Here is a 14,688-nt window from a genome sequence, read left to right on the forward strand (position 1 = left end):
ACCCTCTTCCTACCCAAAGGGTAGGGCTGTCCTCAGCCCCGAACCACCGGTTGGCCGGATGGTCCGCACGCGCCTCCCTCCGTCACGGTGAGGGGCGAACCAAGTCCACAGAGGAGAACAAGACCGTGCGCATCGCCGCCACCACCGCCACCGCCGCAGCCGTCGCCCTGACCCTCGCCGCCGGAGTCGCGCCGGACGCCAGTGCAGCCGGAGGCGCCAGTGCCTCCGGGGCCGCCACCATCGACGGCCTGTGGCGCATGGACGGCTACGGCACCGTCCTCGACCTCCGTCGCGGCGCGTACCAGGAGTACCAGACCACCGCCGTGAGCTGCCTCAAGGGCGATTCCGCACAGCGGACCGGCCCCGGCACTTACACCGTGGACGGGGTCGTCCTGACCGTACGCCCCGGCCCGGGCCCCGACCGCGCGACTCTCGGTGCGGACGAATCCGTGAGCCACCGCGCCCTGCGGCGCATTCCCGCACTGCCCGACGCCTGCACGCGTCCGATGCCGAAGGACCCCCTGACCGCGTTCGACGCCTTCTGGCAGTCCTTCGAGGAGAACTACCCGTTCTTCGCCGCCAAGGGCGTCGACTGGCACGCCGTGCGGGACCGCTACCGGCCGCTGGTGCACACGGGCACCCCCCGGGACGAGCTCTACGACCTCTTCAACCGCATGGTGGAGCCGTTGTACGACGCCCATGTCGTCGTACAGGACGGCGACCGCTTCAAGGGGCAGGTCCGCCCCGGCACGACCGCGCCGAGCGAGGAGCTCGACACCAGGGTCAAGAACTTCGTCGTAGAGCGTGACCTGGCCGACGCCACGCACCGCCAGGACTTCGCGAGCGGCCGGATCACCTATGCCGACCTTCCCGGCGGCCGGGGCTATCTGCGTCTCTCCGCCTTCTCCGGGTACGACACCACGGACCGGTCGTACGCCGCCCAACTCGCCGAACTCGACCGCGCGCTGAACTCGGTCTTCACCTCTGCCCGCGTCCAGCGCCTGCACGGCCTGATCATCGACCTGCGCGTCAACGGCGGCGGCTCCGACGCCCTCGGCATCCACCTCGCCGGACGCCTCACCGACATGCCCTACGTCGCCTATGCCAAGCGCGCCCGCAACGACCCCGCCGACCCGACCCGGCACACCCGCCCCGAGCCGATCCGCGTCACCCCGGCCGCCCACACCTCCCGCTACACCGGCCCTGTGGCGATCCTCACCGGCGGCTCCACGGTGAGCGCCGGCGAGACCTTCACGCAGGCCCTCATCGACCGCCCCGGCCGCACGGTACGCATCGGGCAGCCCACCCAGGGTGTCTTCTCCGACGTCATGTCCCGCGACCTCCCCAATGGCATGACCGCCTGGCTGCCCAACGAGGAGTTCCTGACCCGCACCGGTCGCACCTTCGACGGCACCGGCATCCCCCCGCACCTGACGGAACCGGTCTTCACGGAGGAGGAGTTCGCCGAACACCGCGACTCGGCGTTCGACCGCGCGGTCCGTGTGCTGAGCCGCTTGGAGGGCTGACCGAGGGGCCTGTCCGACGGATCTCGCCGGACAGGCCCCTGGGCTCATGGAGTGCTCAGCGCTTGAGCGTGAAGGTGAAGCCGTCGGACAGCTTGCCGCTCAGGCGGACTCCCGAGACGAGGTTCCCCTCCCTGATCAGTCTCTCGACCTCCGCCCGTGAAAGACCGCACCCTTCAGCGATCAGTCGTACCGGCCGGACGGGAATCCGCGCCGCGAACCGGACCGCGATGTCGATCACCTCGCGGTCCAGGTGATCCGAGCCGCCGGTGTCGAGACGCCAGGCGCCCGCCCAGTCGAGGGCGATGCGATTACGGCGCCGAACGACCGGGTCCTGGAGCAGCTCAGCTGCCAGACCGAGGTCGTTGTCGTGCAGCCGGTCCAGCAGCTCGGGTCGTACGCAGCGCACGTTCATTCGCTCGAAGACCGTGAGCTTCGCGGTTTCCCCGCACCCGGTGCAGAGCACGAGGAGCCAGGCGTCGATGAGCTTGTGGTTCGCGTTGACGCGGAATTTTCCGTTGGCCCGGAAACGCTCGGACGCGCACGTGTGGCAACGGCGGAGGACAAGCGGAAGGCAGGTGGGCATGACAACCCAGGTGTTGAGCACAGAAGTACACCGGTTTCAGTGTGAGAAGACCGCAGCAGAAAGGAGCGCGGCGCACATGCGCGACGCGCGACAGATCAGCGTTCGAGGGGTCTCACACGGTGTACAACGGCACGTCCTTGCCTGGGCGACTGAGGTCGGCAGCACGGTAGTGACGCGCAGTGGCGCTGATCAACTGTTTTTCGGCCCCGTACTCTCACGCCATGACCCGCACCACGCCACCGCGCCCCGTCGACATCGCGGCCCACTTCCCCGAGCTGGCACCACTCGCCCGGACCACCGTTCGTCTGCACCCCCGGGCCGGGAACCCCACGGCCGCGGACAGTTCCATCGGCGGTCCGCTGCTGTGGCCGGCGGACGAGCCGTGGCCGACCTGCCCGGAGCACGACGGGCCGTGGTACGTCGGGTACGCACCGGACGACGTCCATGTGAGCCGCCGCGTCCTGGCGGCTGCCTGGGCCCGGCCCCGTGCGCAGGGCGAGGACCTGCTGACCCCCGAGGAGCGGGCCGTGGTCGACCGCGCGAGTGAACGGCGAATACCCCAGGACGGCCCGGTCCCCATGATCCCGGTGGCCCAGCTCTACGCGTCCGACGTCCCGGACCTCCCCCGCCCGGCCGGCACGGACCTTCTCCAACTGCTGTGGTGCGCGTACGACCACGAAGAGGACTACCTGCCCCGCACGGAGCTCCGCTGGCGCACGTCCACCGACGTCACCGCCCCCCTTCTCACCCCGCCCCGCCCGGCCGTCATCGGCGACGACTGCTACCTGCCCGAGCCGTGCGTCCTGCACCCGGAGCCGGTCACGGAGTACCCGGCCCCGCACGAACTCCCGCGCGAGCTGGTCGAGCGGATCCACGAGGAGTTGGCGGACGCGGTGGAGTACCAGTACGACCTCGGCGTCGCCCCCGGCTGCAAGGTCGGCGGCTACGGCCCGTGGAGCTTCTCCGACCCGTTCCCCATGTCCTGCGCCGAGTGCGGCTCAGCCGTACGCCCGCTCCTCACCCTCGACGGCTGCGAATGGGACGGCGGCAGCGGCAGCTGGCGCCCCCTTGAGGACGCCGACTACACCGGCTACCACTCCGACGGCCCCGCCTGCGCGACCAAGCTCAACATCGGCCGGAGCTATGCCATGCAGCTCTACGTCTGCACGACGTCAGTCACCCACCCGCACATCCAGAACATGCAGTGAGGACACGAAGCCGGCCCAGCTGGAGGGGGCAAGGGCCAGTCGGGGGCCGGTGAGGTGCTTGGAGTCTCGGACGTGGATGGTGGTGGGGGTAGTGGCGACTTCTACGCAGGAGTCGCCGTCGGGGCCGTCGCTGTAACTGCTCTTGAACCACGCCAGCGCGGATGCGTCTCCGGCGGGGGCATTGCGGATCATGTTTCTCCCAGCAGTTGCTCGATGAAGGCCAGCGACTCCCGAGGCGTGAGAGCCTGCGCCCGGATGGTGCCATACCGCAGCTCAAGGATCCGCAGCTGCTTCGGATCGGAGATCGGTCGGCCGTTGTAGGCACCGTCGGAACGGCCCACGGCCGTGCCGTCCGGAAACTTCAGCACCTCGATCCTCCCGCTCAGCCCGGGGTGAGCCTCAGCGTTCGTCGGCATCACCTGAAGCGTGACGTTGCGCAACTGCGCTACTTCCAGCAGATGTTCGAGCTGCTGACGCCAGACCATTGTGCCTCCGACCGGCCGACGCAGCGTCGCCTCTTCCTGGACGAAGCTGAGCGCTGGCGCAGGTGACCTTTCGAAGATCGACTTGCGGGCGATACGGGCTGCCACGCGCCGCTCCGACTCCTCTGGCGAATACGCGGGCTGCCATGCGTCGAACAGCGCCCGCGCGTGCTCCGGCGTCTGCAACAAGCCGTGCAGACTGAGCCCGACGTACACCCCGAGCTCAACCGCATTCGCCTCCAGCTTGGCGATCTCCCGCACCTGCTTCGGATACCGAACCTTCTTCACGTCCTCCTTCATGGCGGAAAGCAAGCCCCCCGCCCCCAACACCTCGTCCGCCCTGTCCAGGTACTCGGGCCGGGGAATCCGCTTCCCACCCTCGATCTTGTAGACCATGTCCTCGCCGTACCCGACCGCCTCCCCGAACTCGGCGGCCCGCATCCCGACCGCCTCGCGGCGCAGCTTCAGCTGACGCCCGACCGTGGCCACGACCGCCACTCCCCACTCGTCGTCAGGATCCACCTCCCAACCCGGTTCGTCCGCCTCACTCTTGAGCCGCGTCGCCTCACCGTCGACCTGAAGCACTGCTCCCCCCTCCTGACAGGCCCGGACACCAGTGGACAGCACCGGGACAGTAACCGTACGTATCGACCTAGTCACTGTTCACGGTAGCTATGCGACGCCACGCTGAGTGACGTGAAGCAGCAAATCCACCCTCCCCACACCCCCATCCGCAACTTCGGCGTCCAGCTGTCGCCGACCCCGCGCGGAGCCCGCCTCGCCCGCCTGCTCGTCACGGAGCAACTCCGTTCGTGGGGTCTGCCATCGGACCCGGCGGCACACGTCGTTGCAGAGCTCGCGGCGAACGCGGTGACCCACGGCCGCGTACCGGGACGCGACTTCCGGCTCCTGGTCTACGTCGTCGGCGACACCCTCCGCATCGAGGTCACGGACACCCGAGGTGACCGCCGACCGCAGCCGCGACGACTCCCGTCCGCCGACGCTGAAACCGGCCGAGGACTGGTCCTGGTGGAGGCGCTGGCGGATCGCTGGGGGGTGCTGGAGGGCCCTTCGCCCCGCAAGACGGTGTGGGCCGAACTCGACCTGCGACCGAAGCCCGAAAACTCACGCTTCGGTGCGACGGGCTGCCTCCCTCAAGGACCACAAGGTTGAAAGAACCCGCACCAAGCCCCACCCCTCCTCCCGCCGGCGGCTCCGCTCACCCGCCCGGGTGAACATCGGCAACTGAGCTGGATTTCGGACCGGTTGCCTGCCCTACGCTCAGCGCAACAACCGCAGACATTCGACGGCCCTCGCCGGGACTGCCATCCCAGTGCGAGGGCCTGACCACCGAGGAAGTCGACTCTTCCTGATGGATACGCAAAACCCTAGCGCGCCCTCGCGCACCCAGTCCCGGCATGCCGCCAAGAACCACCCGAGCCATCACGCTCGCCCCGGCGGCCTGATCCACGACCACACCCGCCACAGCACCCGCTTCACGGTGATCGGCAATCACCTCGCCCAGCACCAGGAGCTGTCGCTGCTGGCCATCGGCCTGGCCGTGCACATCCAGCCGCTCCCCAGCGGCGCCCGCGTGGACATCAAGAGCCTCGCCGCCCGCTTCCCGGAAGGCACGACCCGTATCGCGGCGGCCCTGCGCGAGCTGGAGGCGCACGGCACCTGGCCCCCGGCGTCGCCGCCTGGCTGGAACACGAGGATCCAGCCACCGCGCAGGAAGCCCTGCGGGAATTGAGCGCTGTCCTGCACGCAGCAGTGCAGGCAGTGCGCGAGTGAGCCGGTCAGGGCAGCCGAGCCGCCCACCTTCCCGGGGGCCGCCTAGCATGAAGGTGACGACCCTTGCCCCCGGGCACAGACGACGAGGAGCGAGCGCCATGACCATCGCCCCGGACGACGCGCAGCACGGCGCCTCCCACGTCTACCAGGCCATGCGGGACTTCGTTCAGTCGATGGACGACACCCTCCCCGGCAAGTTCGAGATCACCAAGGAAGGGATCGTCCACGACATGATGTCGCCAGGAGGACCGCATGAGGTCACGGCAGCCCACATCAGCCGCAGGCTGGAGAAGGTCATGCCGGACGAGCTGCTGGCCCACAACGGCACCCCCGACGTGGAGGACAAGCCCGAGGGCATCATGCGCCACCCTGACGTAATGGTGATCGCTTGGGACGATCTCAGCGCCGAAGGCTCCATCGACCCGCGCACCCTGATCGCCGCCATCGAGGTCGTCTCCCGCTCCAACCCCGACAACGACTGGGTCGGAAAGTCGCGTGATTACCCTCTGATCGGCATCCCCGTCTACGCCATCTTCGACCCCCGCACCGGCACGGGCGCCGTCCTCACGGACATCCACCCCACCCCCGACGGCCCCCGCTACGCCACCCGCAAGGACTTCGTCTACGGCGAGGACGTCACCATCGCCGACTGGACGATCTCCACCCACGGCCTGCCGCGCTACTAACCCGCGAAGTACGGAACTAGTGCTGAACTAGTGCCGCGGCAGGCAACGTTTGCCCGTTGAGCGGCGGCGTCCGGTGCGTGCTCTGGGGGTCCCCCCGGCCGAAGGCTGGGGGGAGTGCCGGCCGGAAGCCCTCGTACTGGATGTACTTGGGCTTTCGGCCGGTGCGGCGAGTGGGGGCACCTCCCACGCCCTTGAGGCAGTGGGGGAGCGTGCCGAGCGTCGCGACGGGGCGAACGTTGCCTGTCGCGGCACTAGCGTCTGCAATTCGTGACACGCGAAAGGGGCCCCTACGACCGAAGTCGTACGGGCCCCTTCAGGAGCTCAGCTCAGGCTGTGCTACCAGTCAGGCTCAAGATCACTTGTTGATCTTGGTGACCTGGCCGGCGCCGACCGTCCGGCCACCCTCACGGATGGCGAACTTCAGGCCCTCTTCCATGGCGACGGGCTGGATGAGCTCCACCTTCATCTCGGTGTTGTCACCCGGCATGACCATCTCGGTGCCCTCGGGGAGGGTCACGACGCCGGTCACGTCCGTCGTACGGAAGTAGAACTGCGGACGGTAGTTGTTGAAGAAGGGGGTGTGACGACCACCCTCGTCCTTCGACAGGATGTAGGCCTGGGCCTCGAACTCGGTGTGCGGCGTGACCGAGCCCGGCTTGATGATGACCTGGCCGCGCTCGACGTCCTCGCGCTTGATGCCGCGGAGCAGCAGACCGACGTTCTCACCGGCCTGGCCCTCGTCGAGCAGCTTGCGGAACATCTCGATGCCGGTGACCGTGGTGGTGGTCTTCTCCTGCTTGATGCCCACGATGTCGACGGTCTCGTTGACCTTGAGGACACCACGCTCGATACGGCCGGTGACGACCGTACCGCGACCGGTGATCGTGAAGACGTCCTCGATCGGCATGAGGAACGGCTTGTCGACGTCACGCTCGGGCTGCGGGATGTTCTCGTCCACGGCCTTCATGAGCTCGAGCACGGACTGGGTCCACTCGGCGTCGCCCTCGAGCGCCTTCAGCGCGGAGACCTTGACGACCGGCAGGTCGTCGCCCGGGAACTCGTACTCGGAGAGGAGCTCACGGACCTCGAGCTCGACGAGCTCCAGGATCTCCTCGTCGTCCACCATGTCGGCCTTGTTCAGGGCGACGACGATGTACGGAACGCCGACCTGGCGGGCCAGGAGCACGTGCTCCTTGGTCTGCGGCATCGGGCCGTCGGTGGCGGCGACCACGAGGATGGCGCCGTCCATCTGCGCCGCACCCGTGATCATGTTCTTGATGTAGTCCGCGTGACCCGGGCAGTCGACGTGGGCGTAGTGACGCGCCTCGGTCTGGTACTCGACGTGCGCGATGGAGATGGTGATACCGCGCTGGCGCTCCTCGGGCGCCTTGTCGATGTTGTCGAACGCGGTCGCCTCGTTCAGGTCCGGGTACGCGTCGTGCAGCACCTTGGTAATGGCGGCCGTGAGGGTCGTCTTACCGTGGTCGATGTGACCGATGGTGCCGATGTTGACGTGCGGCTTAGTCCGCTCGAACTTCGCCTTCGCCACTGGGGTCCTCCTGTGGAGTGGTTCTGTACGCCTTACTTGGACGGCGCCAGGTGATCTTTGCTGTTAAAGCCCGGGCCCGGGGGCATTCTCCACAAATGCGGGTGAATACCCCTGGAGGCTCCGGAGTCAAGCCTACGGCGTGTAAACGGAGAGTGTTACTCGCCCTTGGCCTTCGCGATGATCTCCTCGGCGACGTTCCGCGGAACCTCGGCGTAGGAGTCGAACTGCATCGAGTAGCTTGCGCGACCCGACGTCTTGCTGCGGAGGTCGCCGACGTAGCCGAACATCTCCGACAGGGGCACGAGACCCTTGACGACGCGGGCACCGGCCCGCTCCTCCATGGCCTGGATCTGACCACGGCGGGAGTTGATGTCGCCGATGACCTCACCCATGTAGTCCTCGGGCGTGGTGACCTCGACGGCCATCATCGGCTCGAGCAGCACGGGGCTGGCCTTGCGCGCGGCCTCCTTGAAGGCCTGCGAACCGGCGATCTTGAAGGCGAGCTCGGAGGAGTCGACCTCGTGGTAGCCACCGTCGATGAGCGTGACGCGGACGCCCGTCATCTCGTAGCCGGCCAGGATGCCGAACTGCATGGCCTCCTGCGCACCGGCGTCCACCGAAGGGATGTACTCCTTCGGGATACGGCCACCGGTGACCTTGTTCACGAACTCGTACGACGCGTCGCCGCCCTCGATCGGCTCGATCGCGATCTGCACCTTGGCGAACTGGCCGGTACCACCAGTCTGCTTCTTGTGCGTGTAGTCGACGCGCTCGACGGCCTTGCGGATCGTCTCGCGGTAGGCGACCTGCGGCTTGCCGACGTTGGCCTCGACCCTGAACTCACGGCGCATACGGTCGACCAGCACCTCGAGGTGCAGCTCGCCCATACCACCGATGATGGTCTGGCCGGTCTCCTCGTCCGAGTGGACCTGGAAGGACGGGTCCTCCTCGGCCAGGCGCTGGATGGCGACACCCAGCTTCTCCTGGTCGCCCTTGGACTTGGGCTCGATGGCGACCTGGATGACCGGCGCCGGGAAGTCCATGGACTCCAGGATCACCGGGTTCTTGTCGTCGGACAGCGTCTCACCGGTGGTGGTCTGCTTCAGGCCCATGACGGCGACGATGTCACCGGCGCCCACCGACTCGATCTCCTCACGCTTGTTCGCGTGCATGCGGTAGATCTTGCCGATGCGCTCCTTCTTGCCCTTGACGGAGTTCAGCACGGCGGTGCCGGACTCCAGGCGGCCCGAGTAGACCCGGACGAAGGTGAGCTTGCCGAGGTGCGGGTCGCTCATGATCTTGAACGCGAGGGCGGACAGCGGCTCGTCCTCGGACGGCTTGCGCCTGACCACGACCTCGGGGTCCTTCACGTCGTGGCCCTCGATGGCCTCGACGTCGAGCGGGGTCGGGAGGTAGCGCACGACCGCGTCGAGCAGGGGCTGGACGCCCTTGTTCTTGAACGCGGTGCCACAGAACACCGGGGTGACCGTGGTGTCGCTGGACTTGCCGGACGCGATGGTGATGCGACGGATCGCGGCGTACAGCTGCTCCTCGGTGGGCTCCTCGCCCTCCAGGAACAGCTCCATGATCTCTTCGTCGTTCTCCGCGACGGCCTCGACGAGCTTGTTGTGCCACTCCTCGGCGGCCTCGGTGTGCGTGGCCGGGATGTCGACGACGTCGTACATCTCGCCCTTCGCGGCCTCGGCGGACCACACGAGCGCCTTCATGCGGACCAGGTCCACGACGCCCTTGAAGTCGGCCTCGGCACCGATCGGCAGCTGCATGACGAGCGGCTGGGCGCCCAGGCGGTCCGAGATCATGTCCACGCAGCGGTGGAACTCGGCGCCGGTACGGTCCAGCTTGTTGACGAAGCAGATGCGGGGCACGCCGTAACGGTCGGCCTGACGCCACACCGTCTCGGACTGCGGCTCGACACCGGCGACACCGTCGAACACCGTCACAGCACCGTCGAGCACACGCAGGGAACGCTCCACCTCGACGGTGAAGTCGACGTGACCCGGGGTGTCGATGATGTTGATGGTGTAGTCGTTGTCCTCGAGCGGCCAGTGACAGGTGGTCGCAGCAGACGTGATCGTGATGCCACGCTCCTGCTCCTGCTCCATCCAGTCCATCGTGGCGGCGCCGTCGTGGACCTCACCGATCTTGTACGAAACGCCGGTGTAGAACAGGATCCGCTCGGTGGTGGTCGTCTTGCCCGCGTCGATGTGGGCCATGATCCCGATGTTGCGGACCTTGGCCAGGTCAAGTGAAGTGGTAGCCATAAGGCTTCAGTCTTCTCTCGGTCTCGATGTGGGTAGCGACTACCAGCGGTAGTGCGCGAAGGCCTTGTTGGACTCGGCCATCTTGTGCGTGTCCTCGCGCTTCTTCACAGCGGCACCAAGGCCGTTGGAGGCGTCGAGAAGCTCGTTGAGCAGACGCTCGGTCATGGTCTTCTCGCGACGGGCGCGGGAGTAACCGACGAGCCAGCGCAGCGCGAGCGTGTTGGCGCGACCGGGCTTGACCTCGATCGGAACCTGGTACGTCGCACCACCGACACGGCGGGACTTGACCTCGAGGGTCGGCTTGATGTTCTCCAGCGCGCGCTTCAGCGTGATGACCGGGTCGTTGCTGGTCTTCTCGCGCAGGCCCTCCATGGCGCCGTACACGATGCGCTCGGCGGTGGAGCGCTTGCCGTTCAGCAGCACCTTGTTGATCAGGGAGGTCACCAGAGGAGAACCGTAGACCGGGTCGATGATGACCGGGCGCTTCGGGGCGGGGCCCTTACGAGGCATTTCTACTTCTCCTTCTTGGCGCCGTAGCGGCTGCGGGCCTGCTTGCGGTTCTTGACACCCTGGGTGTCGAGCGAACCGCGGATGATCTTGTAGCGAACACCGGGCAGGTCCTTCACACGGCCGCCGCGCACGAGCACGATGGAGTGCTCCTGCAGGTTGTGTCCCTCACCCGGAATGTAAGCGGTGACCTCGATCCCGCTGGTCAGACGCACACGCGCGACCTTACGCAGGGCCGAGTTCGGCTTCTTCGGGGTGGTCGTGAACACACGCGTGCAGACGCCGCGACGCTGAGGGGAACCCTCGAGTGCGGGCGTCTTGTTCTTCTCGACCTTGTCCTGCCGGCCCTTACGGACCAGCTGCTGGATCGTAGGCACTACTTCTCCGGTTTCTGTGTGCCGAATGGTGAAGCTAACCTGGAACATCTCCGACCCACGCGGTCGGGTGTGTCGAATCCCGCAGCATCCCGCCGCTAGGCGAAAGGGCGCAGATTGCGGTGGCCGCTCACGGCTCCCGTCGCGGTCTGAAGGCACGCACGAGAGCCAGGGCACACCCCAGGCACAAGGTCTGAGCGTACCTACCTCATTCGCTGTGGTCAAAACAAATGGGCGAGCCCGGCAGAGCCATAGCAATCATCTCAAATCGCTTGCCCTGCCGGGTGCCCGCATCGGAGGGTCTCAGTCCCCCGTTCTCACTCTTCGGTTTTCGTTCCGTCCCGCCTCTGCGTGCGCCGGGTGGCGCGCTCCGCGGCGAAGACGTCCTCCAGGCGGAACAGCAGCGCCCGGCCGGCCCGGCCCGCGGCGGTGAGGCGGCCCAGCTGGACCCACTTGCGGATAGTGGCGGGGGCCACACCGACCTCGCGGGCGGCGAGCTCACCGGGGATGAGAGCGGGGGCGCCGCCCTGACGGTCGTGCGGCCGGTCGCGCGGCGCGGTCATCGGGCGGCCTTCCGGTCGGTCCGCGCGGCCGGGGTGATACGACGCTCGGCGGTGGCGGGGCGCGCGGCGGTGCTACGGCGTGCGGCGGTGGTACGGCGCTCCCACTCCCCCTCGGTCCAAGTGTGGCGGTAGGCGGGGTCGTCGCGGCAGCCGCAGTGCGGGTCCGCGCAGCGGCAGGCCGGATTGACGCAGAGGACGGCAGCGCGGTCGGGAAAGGCCCGCAGCGACACGGAGTCGCACCAGGGACAGCGGCCGGACATCCGTACGACGGTCTCGGTGTCACCCAGCGCGCGGGCGCAGCGGCGGGCCATCCGGCGGGCCTCGTCGCGGACGTGGGCGGCGAGGACGGGGTCGACGGCGATGTCGTCCAGGAGTGCGGCGATCCGGCGCAGCCGCTCGGGGACGGTGACGCGACGCGGGCGCGGCAGGCCGAGACGGTCGCGCACCGCCTCCTCCAGCTCCACCACACCGTCCGTGATGTCGCGGATGGTGTCGGAGATGTGCAGCCGCAGCGGGGCCGCGCTGTGACCCGGGGCCGTGAGGCCGTGGCGCTGCTGGAGGAGGAGTGCCTCCTCGCGTTCCTGGCGCAGCCGGGCACCGAGGCCGGGCGGCGGCGGGACCGCCGGGCGGGCCGTCGCCGAGGTGCGGCCCGGGACGAGTTCGGTGGCGAGTTCGGGGAACTGCTGGGCGAGCTGACCGATCCAGAGGGCAGCTTGCGCGGTCGGCTGTTCCTGGCGGTCCGACGGAGCGGACTGGCCACATGGGTCGGTGATCGGCATGAGGTCCCCCTGCTGGTACGGGCCGAGCCCGGATGGAACGAACGCCGTCAACCCTGCCAGATTGCGTGCGCGCTCGCAACGTACCGCGATCATCCACCTCTCTGAAACCTCCTCATGTTGCACTTATTTTCCTTAGTGCTTGCCCGCGAGCACGTAATTCCGCGCGCGCAAGCAAGCTAAACTTGCCTCCTCCTAGGGAAGCGAGCAGAGATGACCAGCCAGGATCTGGACGCGTTCGCGGCATGGGTCGAGGACCTCATGCGGGAGCGCGGCTACGACATCGACAGCCCTCGCGGCGGGGGGAAGTCCCGGATCGCGGACGAGGCCGGCGTACACCGCGCCGCCGTCACCCGCCTGCTCCAGCGGCAGAGCATGCCGGACCTCGAGACCACACGCCGGCTCGCGCGCGTACTGGGCGTTCCCGTGCGTGACATGCTCATCCGCTCCGGCCGGCTCACGGCCGAGGAACTGGCCGACCCCCAGGCGTACCTGGCCTCTCCGCATCCACCGGGCGGGGACATCGGCCGCCGCCCCACCCTTGAGGAGGTGGCCGATCTGCTGGGCGTGCCCGCCGACCGGCGCGACATGTTCGTGAGAGTGGTGGAGCAGTTCCTGCCGACCGACACGGAGTCGGTGCCGGTGCCGGTGCCGGTGCCCCAGGGACTCGCGCACTCTCCTTCTTCCGCTTCTTCCGCCTCTTCCGTTTCTTCCACTTCCTCCGCCGACTGATCCACGCGCACGACTCACGACGTACGGCTCACTCCGCCGCACGGCCGCCGAGGCAGTGGCATTCGTCCACTGACGGGGAAGGCGGCCAGCGTGGCATCAGGCGCCTGACCAGCACCTCCACCTTCTTCCCACCCTCTTCCGCACCGCTCCCGGGAAATCCGTCCACCCAATAAGTTGCGTGCGCGCACGATATCTGTCACAGTTGCTGCAGCGGCGGAGCTGTGCCCGCGAGCCGGGCGGCGCCCGCCCTTCCCACGCGTACCGCGTCTGTCCGTACGCCGGTACCGGGGCGCCTTCCCTCACGCACTCGCGCCCTCTTCCGTACTCCGCGCCCCGCGCGCCCAGCAGCCCGAGGTGACCCGGCATGACCACGCCCACCCCACCGAGCGCCTTCCCCGATGTCGAGGCCCTGGTCGTCGACATCCTGGAGGCCGACTCCGCACTCTCCACAGCCCTCGTCCGCGTCGACGCGCCGGACGGATTCGACGGCAGGACCGCCGCCGTCCTCGTCAACCGGCGCGGCGGCGCCTGGATCGGCGAACTCCACGTCGACCAGCCGCTCATCGAGCTGGAGGTGTACGGCCCCACCAAGGAGGCCGCGCACACCCTGGCGAACGCGGCCCGCCGCGCACTGCTCGCCGCGGCCGGCAACCGCTACGGCAGGAACCAGATCACCGAGGTCGAGGAACAGGACGGCCCGCGCTGGCTGCCCGACTACCTCTACGCCGCGGCCAACCGCTACGTGTGCGTGCTCAAGGTGTTCCTGAACGTCTACTGAGCACCCCGTGGCGCACTCGCGCCGCCCCACAGACCGAAGGCCCCGTCATCCGGCGGGGCCTTCGTCGTACCCGGAGCACCGCTCCGGGTGCGCCCCTCGAAGGCGCGCGCATCCGCGCGCTGCCCGTTCACACAAGGAGAACCCCAACCATGGCAGGCACCAACTCCTCCGAGATCCGCATCGCCGGCGTCGGCCGCCTCTTCGTCGCGAAGGCCGACACCAAGGTCCCGACGGCCTTCTCCGGCAACTCCGCCACCGACTGGGGCGCCGACTGGACGGACCTCGGCTACACCTCCGGCGACGGCGTCACCTTCAGCAAGAAGGACAAGCTGGAGCCGGTCGACGTGTGGCAGGCCGTCAGCCCGGTGCACTTCGTCTACTCCGACCGGGACCTGACCCTGAAGTTCTCGCTGCTCCAGTTCAACGAGGACACGCTGCCGTTCTTCATGGGCGGCGGCAAGGTCAGCCCGGTGGCCGGCGCCACGGACGTGTTCCAGTACGACATCGCGGACCGTCCGTACGCCGACGTCCGCGCGCTCGGCCTGGAGTTCACCGACGTCCAGGCGAGCGACGGCTCGGCCGTCACCTACCGCTTCGGGATCCCGCGCGGCCAGGTCACGGCGGCGGACGACATCAAGCTGGCCCGCAAGTCCGCGACCCAGCTCGGCATCACCTTCACGGCCATGGCAGGCGCCGATGGTTCGGCACTGGCGAGCTTCGTCATGAAGGACGACTCGTACGCCGCCTGATCCACCGGGCGGGGCGGGTTCGTCCGCCCCGCCCGCTCTTTCACTGCTTCGGCAACGCCTTCGGCAACCCCCTCGACAAGCCTTCGACAACCCTTCGAC

General features: G+C 68.3%; 16 protein-coding genes and 1 pseudogene. 8 read left to right on the top strand and 9 right to left on the bottom strand.

Annotation, left to right across the window (positions count from 1 at the left end; all coding sequences use genetic code 11):
• Positions 1-125: 125 nt before the first annotated feature.
• Positions 126-1,526, top strand: a complete 1,401-nt coding sequence (locus IG99_RS32685; RefSeq protein WP_037680428.1) for a S41 family peptidase — start codon at positions 126-128, stop codon at positions 1,524-1,526.
• Positions 1,527-1,581: 55 nt separating this feature from the next.
• On the opposite strand, the gene IG99_RS32690 is transcribed toward IG99_RS32685, so the two are convergent.
• On the bottom strand, positions 1,582-2,130 hold the full coding sequence (locus IG99_RS32690; protein WP_037680430.1) for a DUF1062 domain-containing protein: 549 nt from the start codon (positions 2,128-2,130) through the stop codon (positions 1,582-1,584).
• Positions 2,131-2,330: 200 nt separating this feature from the next.
• On the opposite strand from IG99_RS32690, the gene IG99_RS32695 reads away from it, so the two are divergent.
• On the top strand, positions 2,331-3,317 hold the full coding sequence (locus IG99_RS32695; RefSeq protein WP_037680432.1) for a hypothetical protein: 987 nt from the start codon (positions 2,331-2,333) through the stop codon (positions 3,315-3,317).
• Here the strand turns inward: IG99_RS32695 and IG99_RS46330 are convergent.
• Together IG99_RS46330 and IG99_RS32700 are read right to left on the bottom strand one after the other, a co-directional pair.
• On the bottom strand, positions 3,282-3,509 hold the full coding sequence (locus IG99_RS46330; RefSeq protein ID WP_078948035.1) for a DUF397 domain-containing protein: 228 nt from the start codon (positions 3,507-3,509) through the stop codon (positions 3,282-3,284). The two genes, IG99_RS32695 and IG99_RS46330, sit on opposite strands and share 36 nt — an antisense overlap.
• A complete protein-coding gene (locus tag IG99_RS32700; protein WP_037680434.1) occupies positions 3,506-4,384 on the bottom strand; it encodes a helix-turn-helix domain-containing protein in 879 nt (292 codons plus the stop codon). Before IG99_RS32700 ends, IG99_RS46330 begins: the two co-directional genes overlap by 4 nt.
• Positions 4,385-4,495: 111 nt before the next feature.
• Between IG99_RS32700 and IG99_RS32705 the strand changes: the two genes are divergently transcribed.
• The 3 genes and pseudogenes from IG99_RS32705 to IG99_RS32715 all read left to right on the top strand — a co-directional run bounded on the left by IG99_RS32705 (position 4,496) and on the right by IG99_RS32715 (position 6,279).
• The gene (locus IG99_RS32705; protein ID WP_037680436.1) at positions 4,496-4,972 is read left to right on the top strand and encodes an ATP-binding protein; all 477 of its coding nucleotides are present in this window, start codon (positions 4,496-4,498) and stop codon (positions 4,970-4,972) included.
• Between the two features lie 199 nt (positions 4,973-5,171).
• A pseudogene (locus IG99_RS32710) lies at positions 5,172-5,477 on the top strand (helix-turn-helix domain-containing protein); the annotation flags it as partial.
• 214 nt (positions 5,478-5,691) lie between these two features.
• On the top strand, positions 5,692-6,279 hold the full coding sequence (locus IG99_RS32715; protein ID WP_037680437.1) for a Uma2 family endonuclease: 588 nt from the start codon (positions 5,692-5,694) through the stop codon (positions 6,277-6,279).
• A 355-nt stretch (positions 6,280-6,634) separates the two neighbouring features.
• Here IG99_RS32715 and tuf read toward each other — a convergent pair whose 3' ends face one another.
• From tuf to IG99_RS32745, 6 genes are all read right to left on the bottom strand, one after another.
• Positions 6,635-7,828 carry an elongation factor Tu gene (tuf, locus tag IG99_RS32720; protein ID WP_037680438.1) on the bottom strand — a complete coding sequence of 398 codons (1,194 nt, stop codon included), beginning with the start codon at positions 7,826-7,828 and terminating at the stop codon, positions 6,635-6,637.
• A 155-nt stretch (positions 7,829-7,983) separates the two neighbouring features.
• Positions 7,984-10,110 (bottom strand): elongation factor G, encoded by a 2,127-nt coding sequence (gene fusA, locus IG99_RS32725; protein WP_037680439.1) that lies wholly within the window; start codon positions 10,108-10,110, stop codon positions 7,984-7,986.
• A gap of 39 nt (positions 10,111-10,149) precedes the next feature.
• The gene (rpsG, locus tag IG99_RS32730; protein ID WP_005481264.1) at positions 10,150-10,620 is read right to left on the bottom strand and encodes a 30S ribosomal protein S7; all 471 of its coding nucleotides are present in this window, start codon (positions 10,618-10,620) and stop codon (positions 10,150-10,152) included.
• 2 nt (positions 10,621-10,622) lie between these two features.
• Complete coding sequence (rpsL, locus tag IG99_RS32735) at positions 10,623-10,994, bottom strand: 30S ribosomal protein S12 (protein ID WP_003948652.1); 372 nt, start codon at positions 10,992-10,994, stop codon at positions 10,623-10,625.
• Positions 10,995-11,308: 314 nt separating this feature from the next.
• Positions 11,309-11,554: a MerR family transcriptional regulator gene (locus IG99_RS32740; protein WP_051866166.1), complete on the bottom strand. Its 246-nt coding sequence runs from the start codon at positions 11,552-11,554 to the stop codon at positions 11,309-11,311.
• Complete coding sequence (locus tag IG99_RS32745) at positions 11,551-12,333, bottom strand: hypothetical protein (RefSeq protein WP_234312045.1); 783 nt, start codon at positions 12,331-12,333, stop codon at positions 11,551-11,553. The genes IG99_RS32740 and IG99_RS32745 overlap by 4 nt, the downstream gene beginning before the upstream one ends.
• 210 nt (positions 12,334-12,543) lie before the next feature.
• On the opposite strand from IG99_RS32745, the gene IG99_RS32750 reads away from it, so the two are divergent.
• The 3 genes from IG99_RS32750 (at position 12,544) to IG99_RS32760 (ending at position 14,589) form a co-directional block, all read left to right on the top strand.
• Positions 12,544-13,062: a helix-turn-helix domain-containing protein gene (locus IG99_RS32750; RefSeq protein WP_234312046.1), complete on the top strand. Its 519-nt coding sequence runs from the start codon at positions 12,544-12,546 to the stop codon at positions 13,060-13,062.
• Between the two features lie 364 nt (positions 13,063-13,426).
• Positions 13,427-13,840: a hypothetical protein gene (locus IG99_RS32755; protein WP_037680440.1), complete on the top strand. Its 414-nt coding sequence runs from the start codon at positions 13,427-13,429 to the stop codon at positions 13,838-13,840.
• A 149-nt stretch (positions 13,841-13,989) separates the two neighbouring features.
• The gene (locus IG99_RS32760; RefSeq protein ID WP_037680441.1) at positions 13,990-14,589 is read left to right on the top strand and encodes a phage tail tube protein; all 600 of its coding nucleotides are present in this window, start codon (positions 13,990-13,992) and stop codon (positions 14,587-14,589) included.
• The last annotated feature ends 99 nt before the right edge of the window (positions 14,590-14,688 follow it).

This window comes from Streptomyces griseus subsp. griseus (assembly GCF_000720255.1).
GTDB classification, from domain to species: domain Bacteria; phylum Actinomycetota; class Actinomycetes; order Streptomycetales; family Streptomycetaceae; genus Streptomyces; species Streptomyces griseus_I.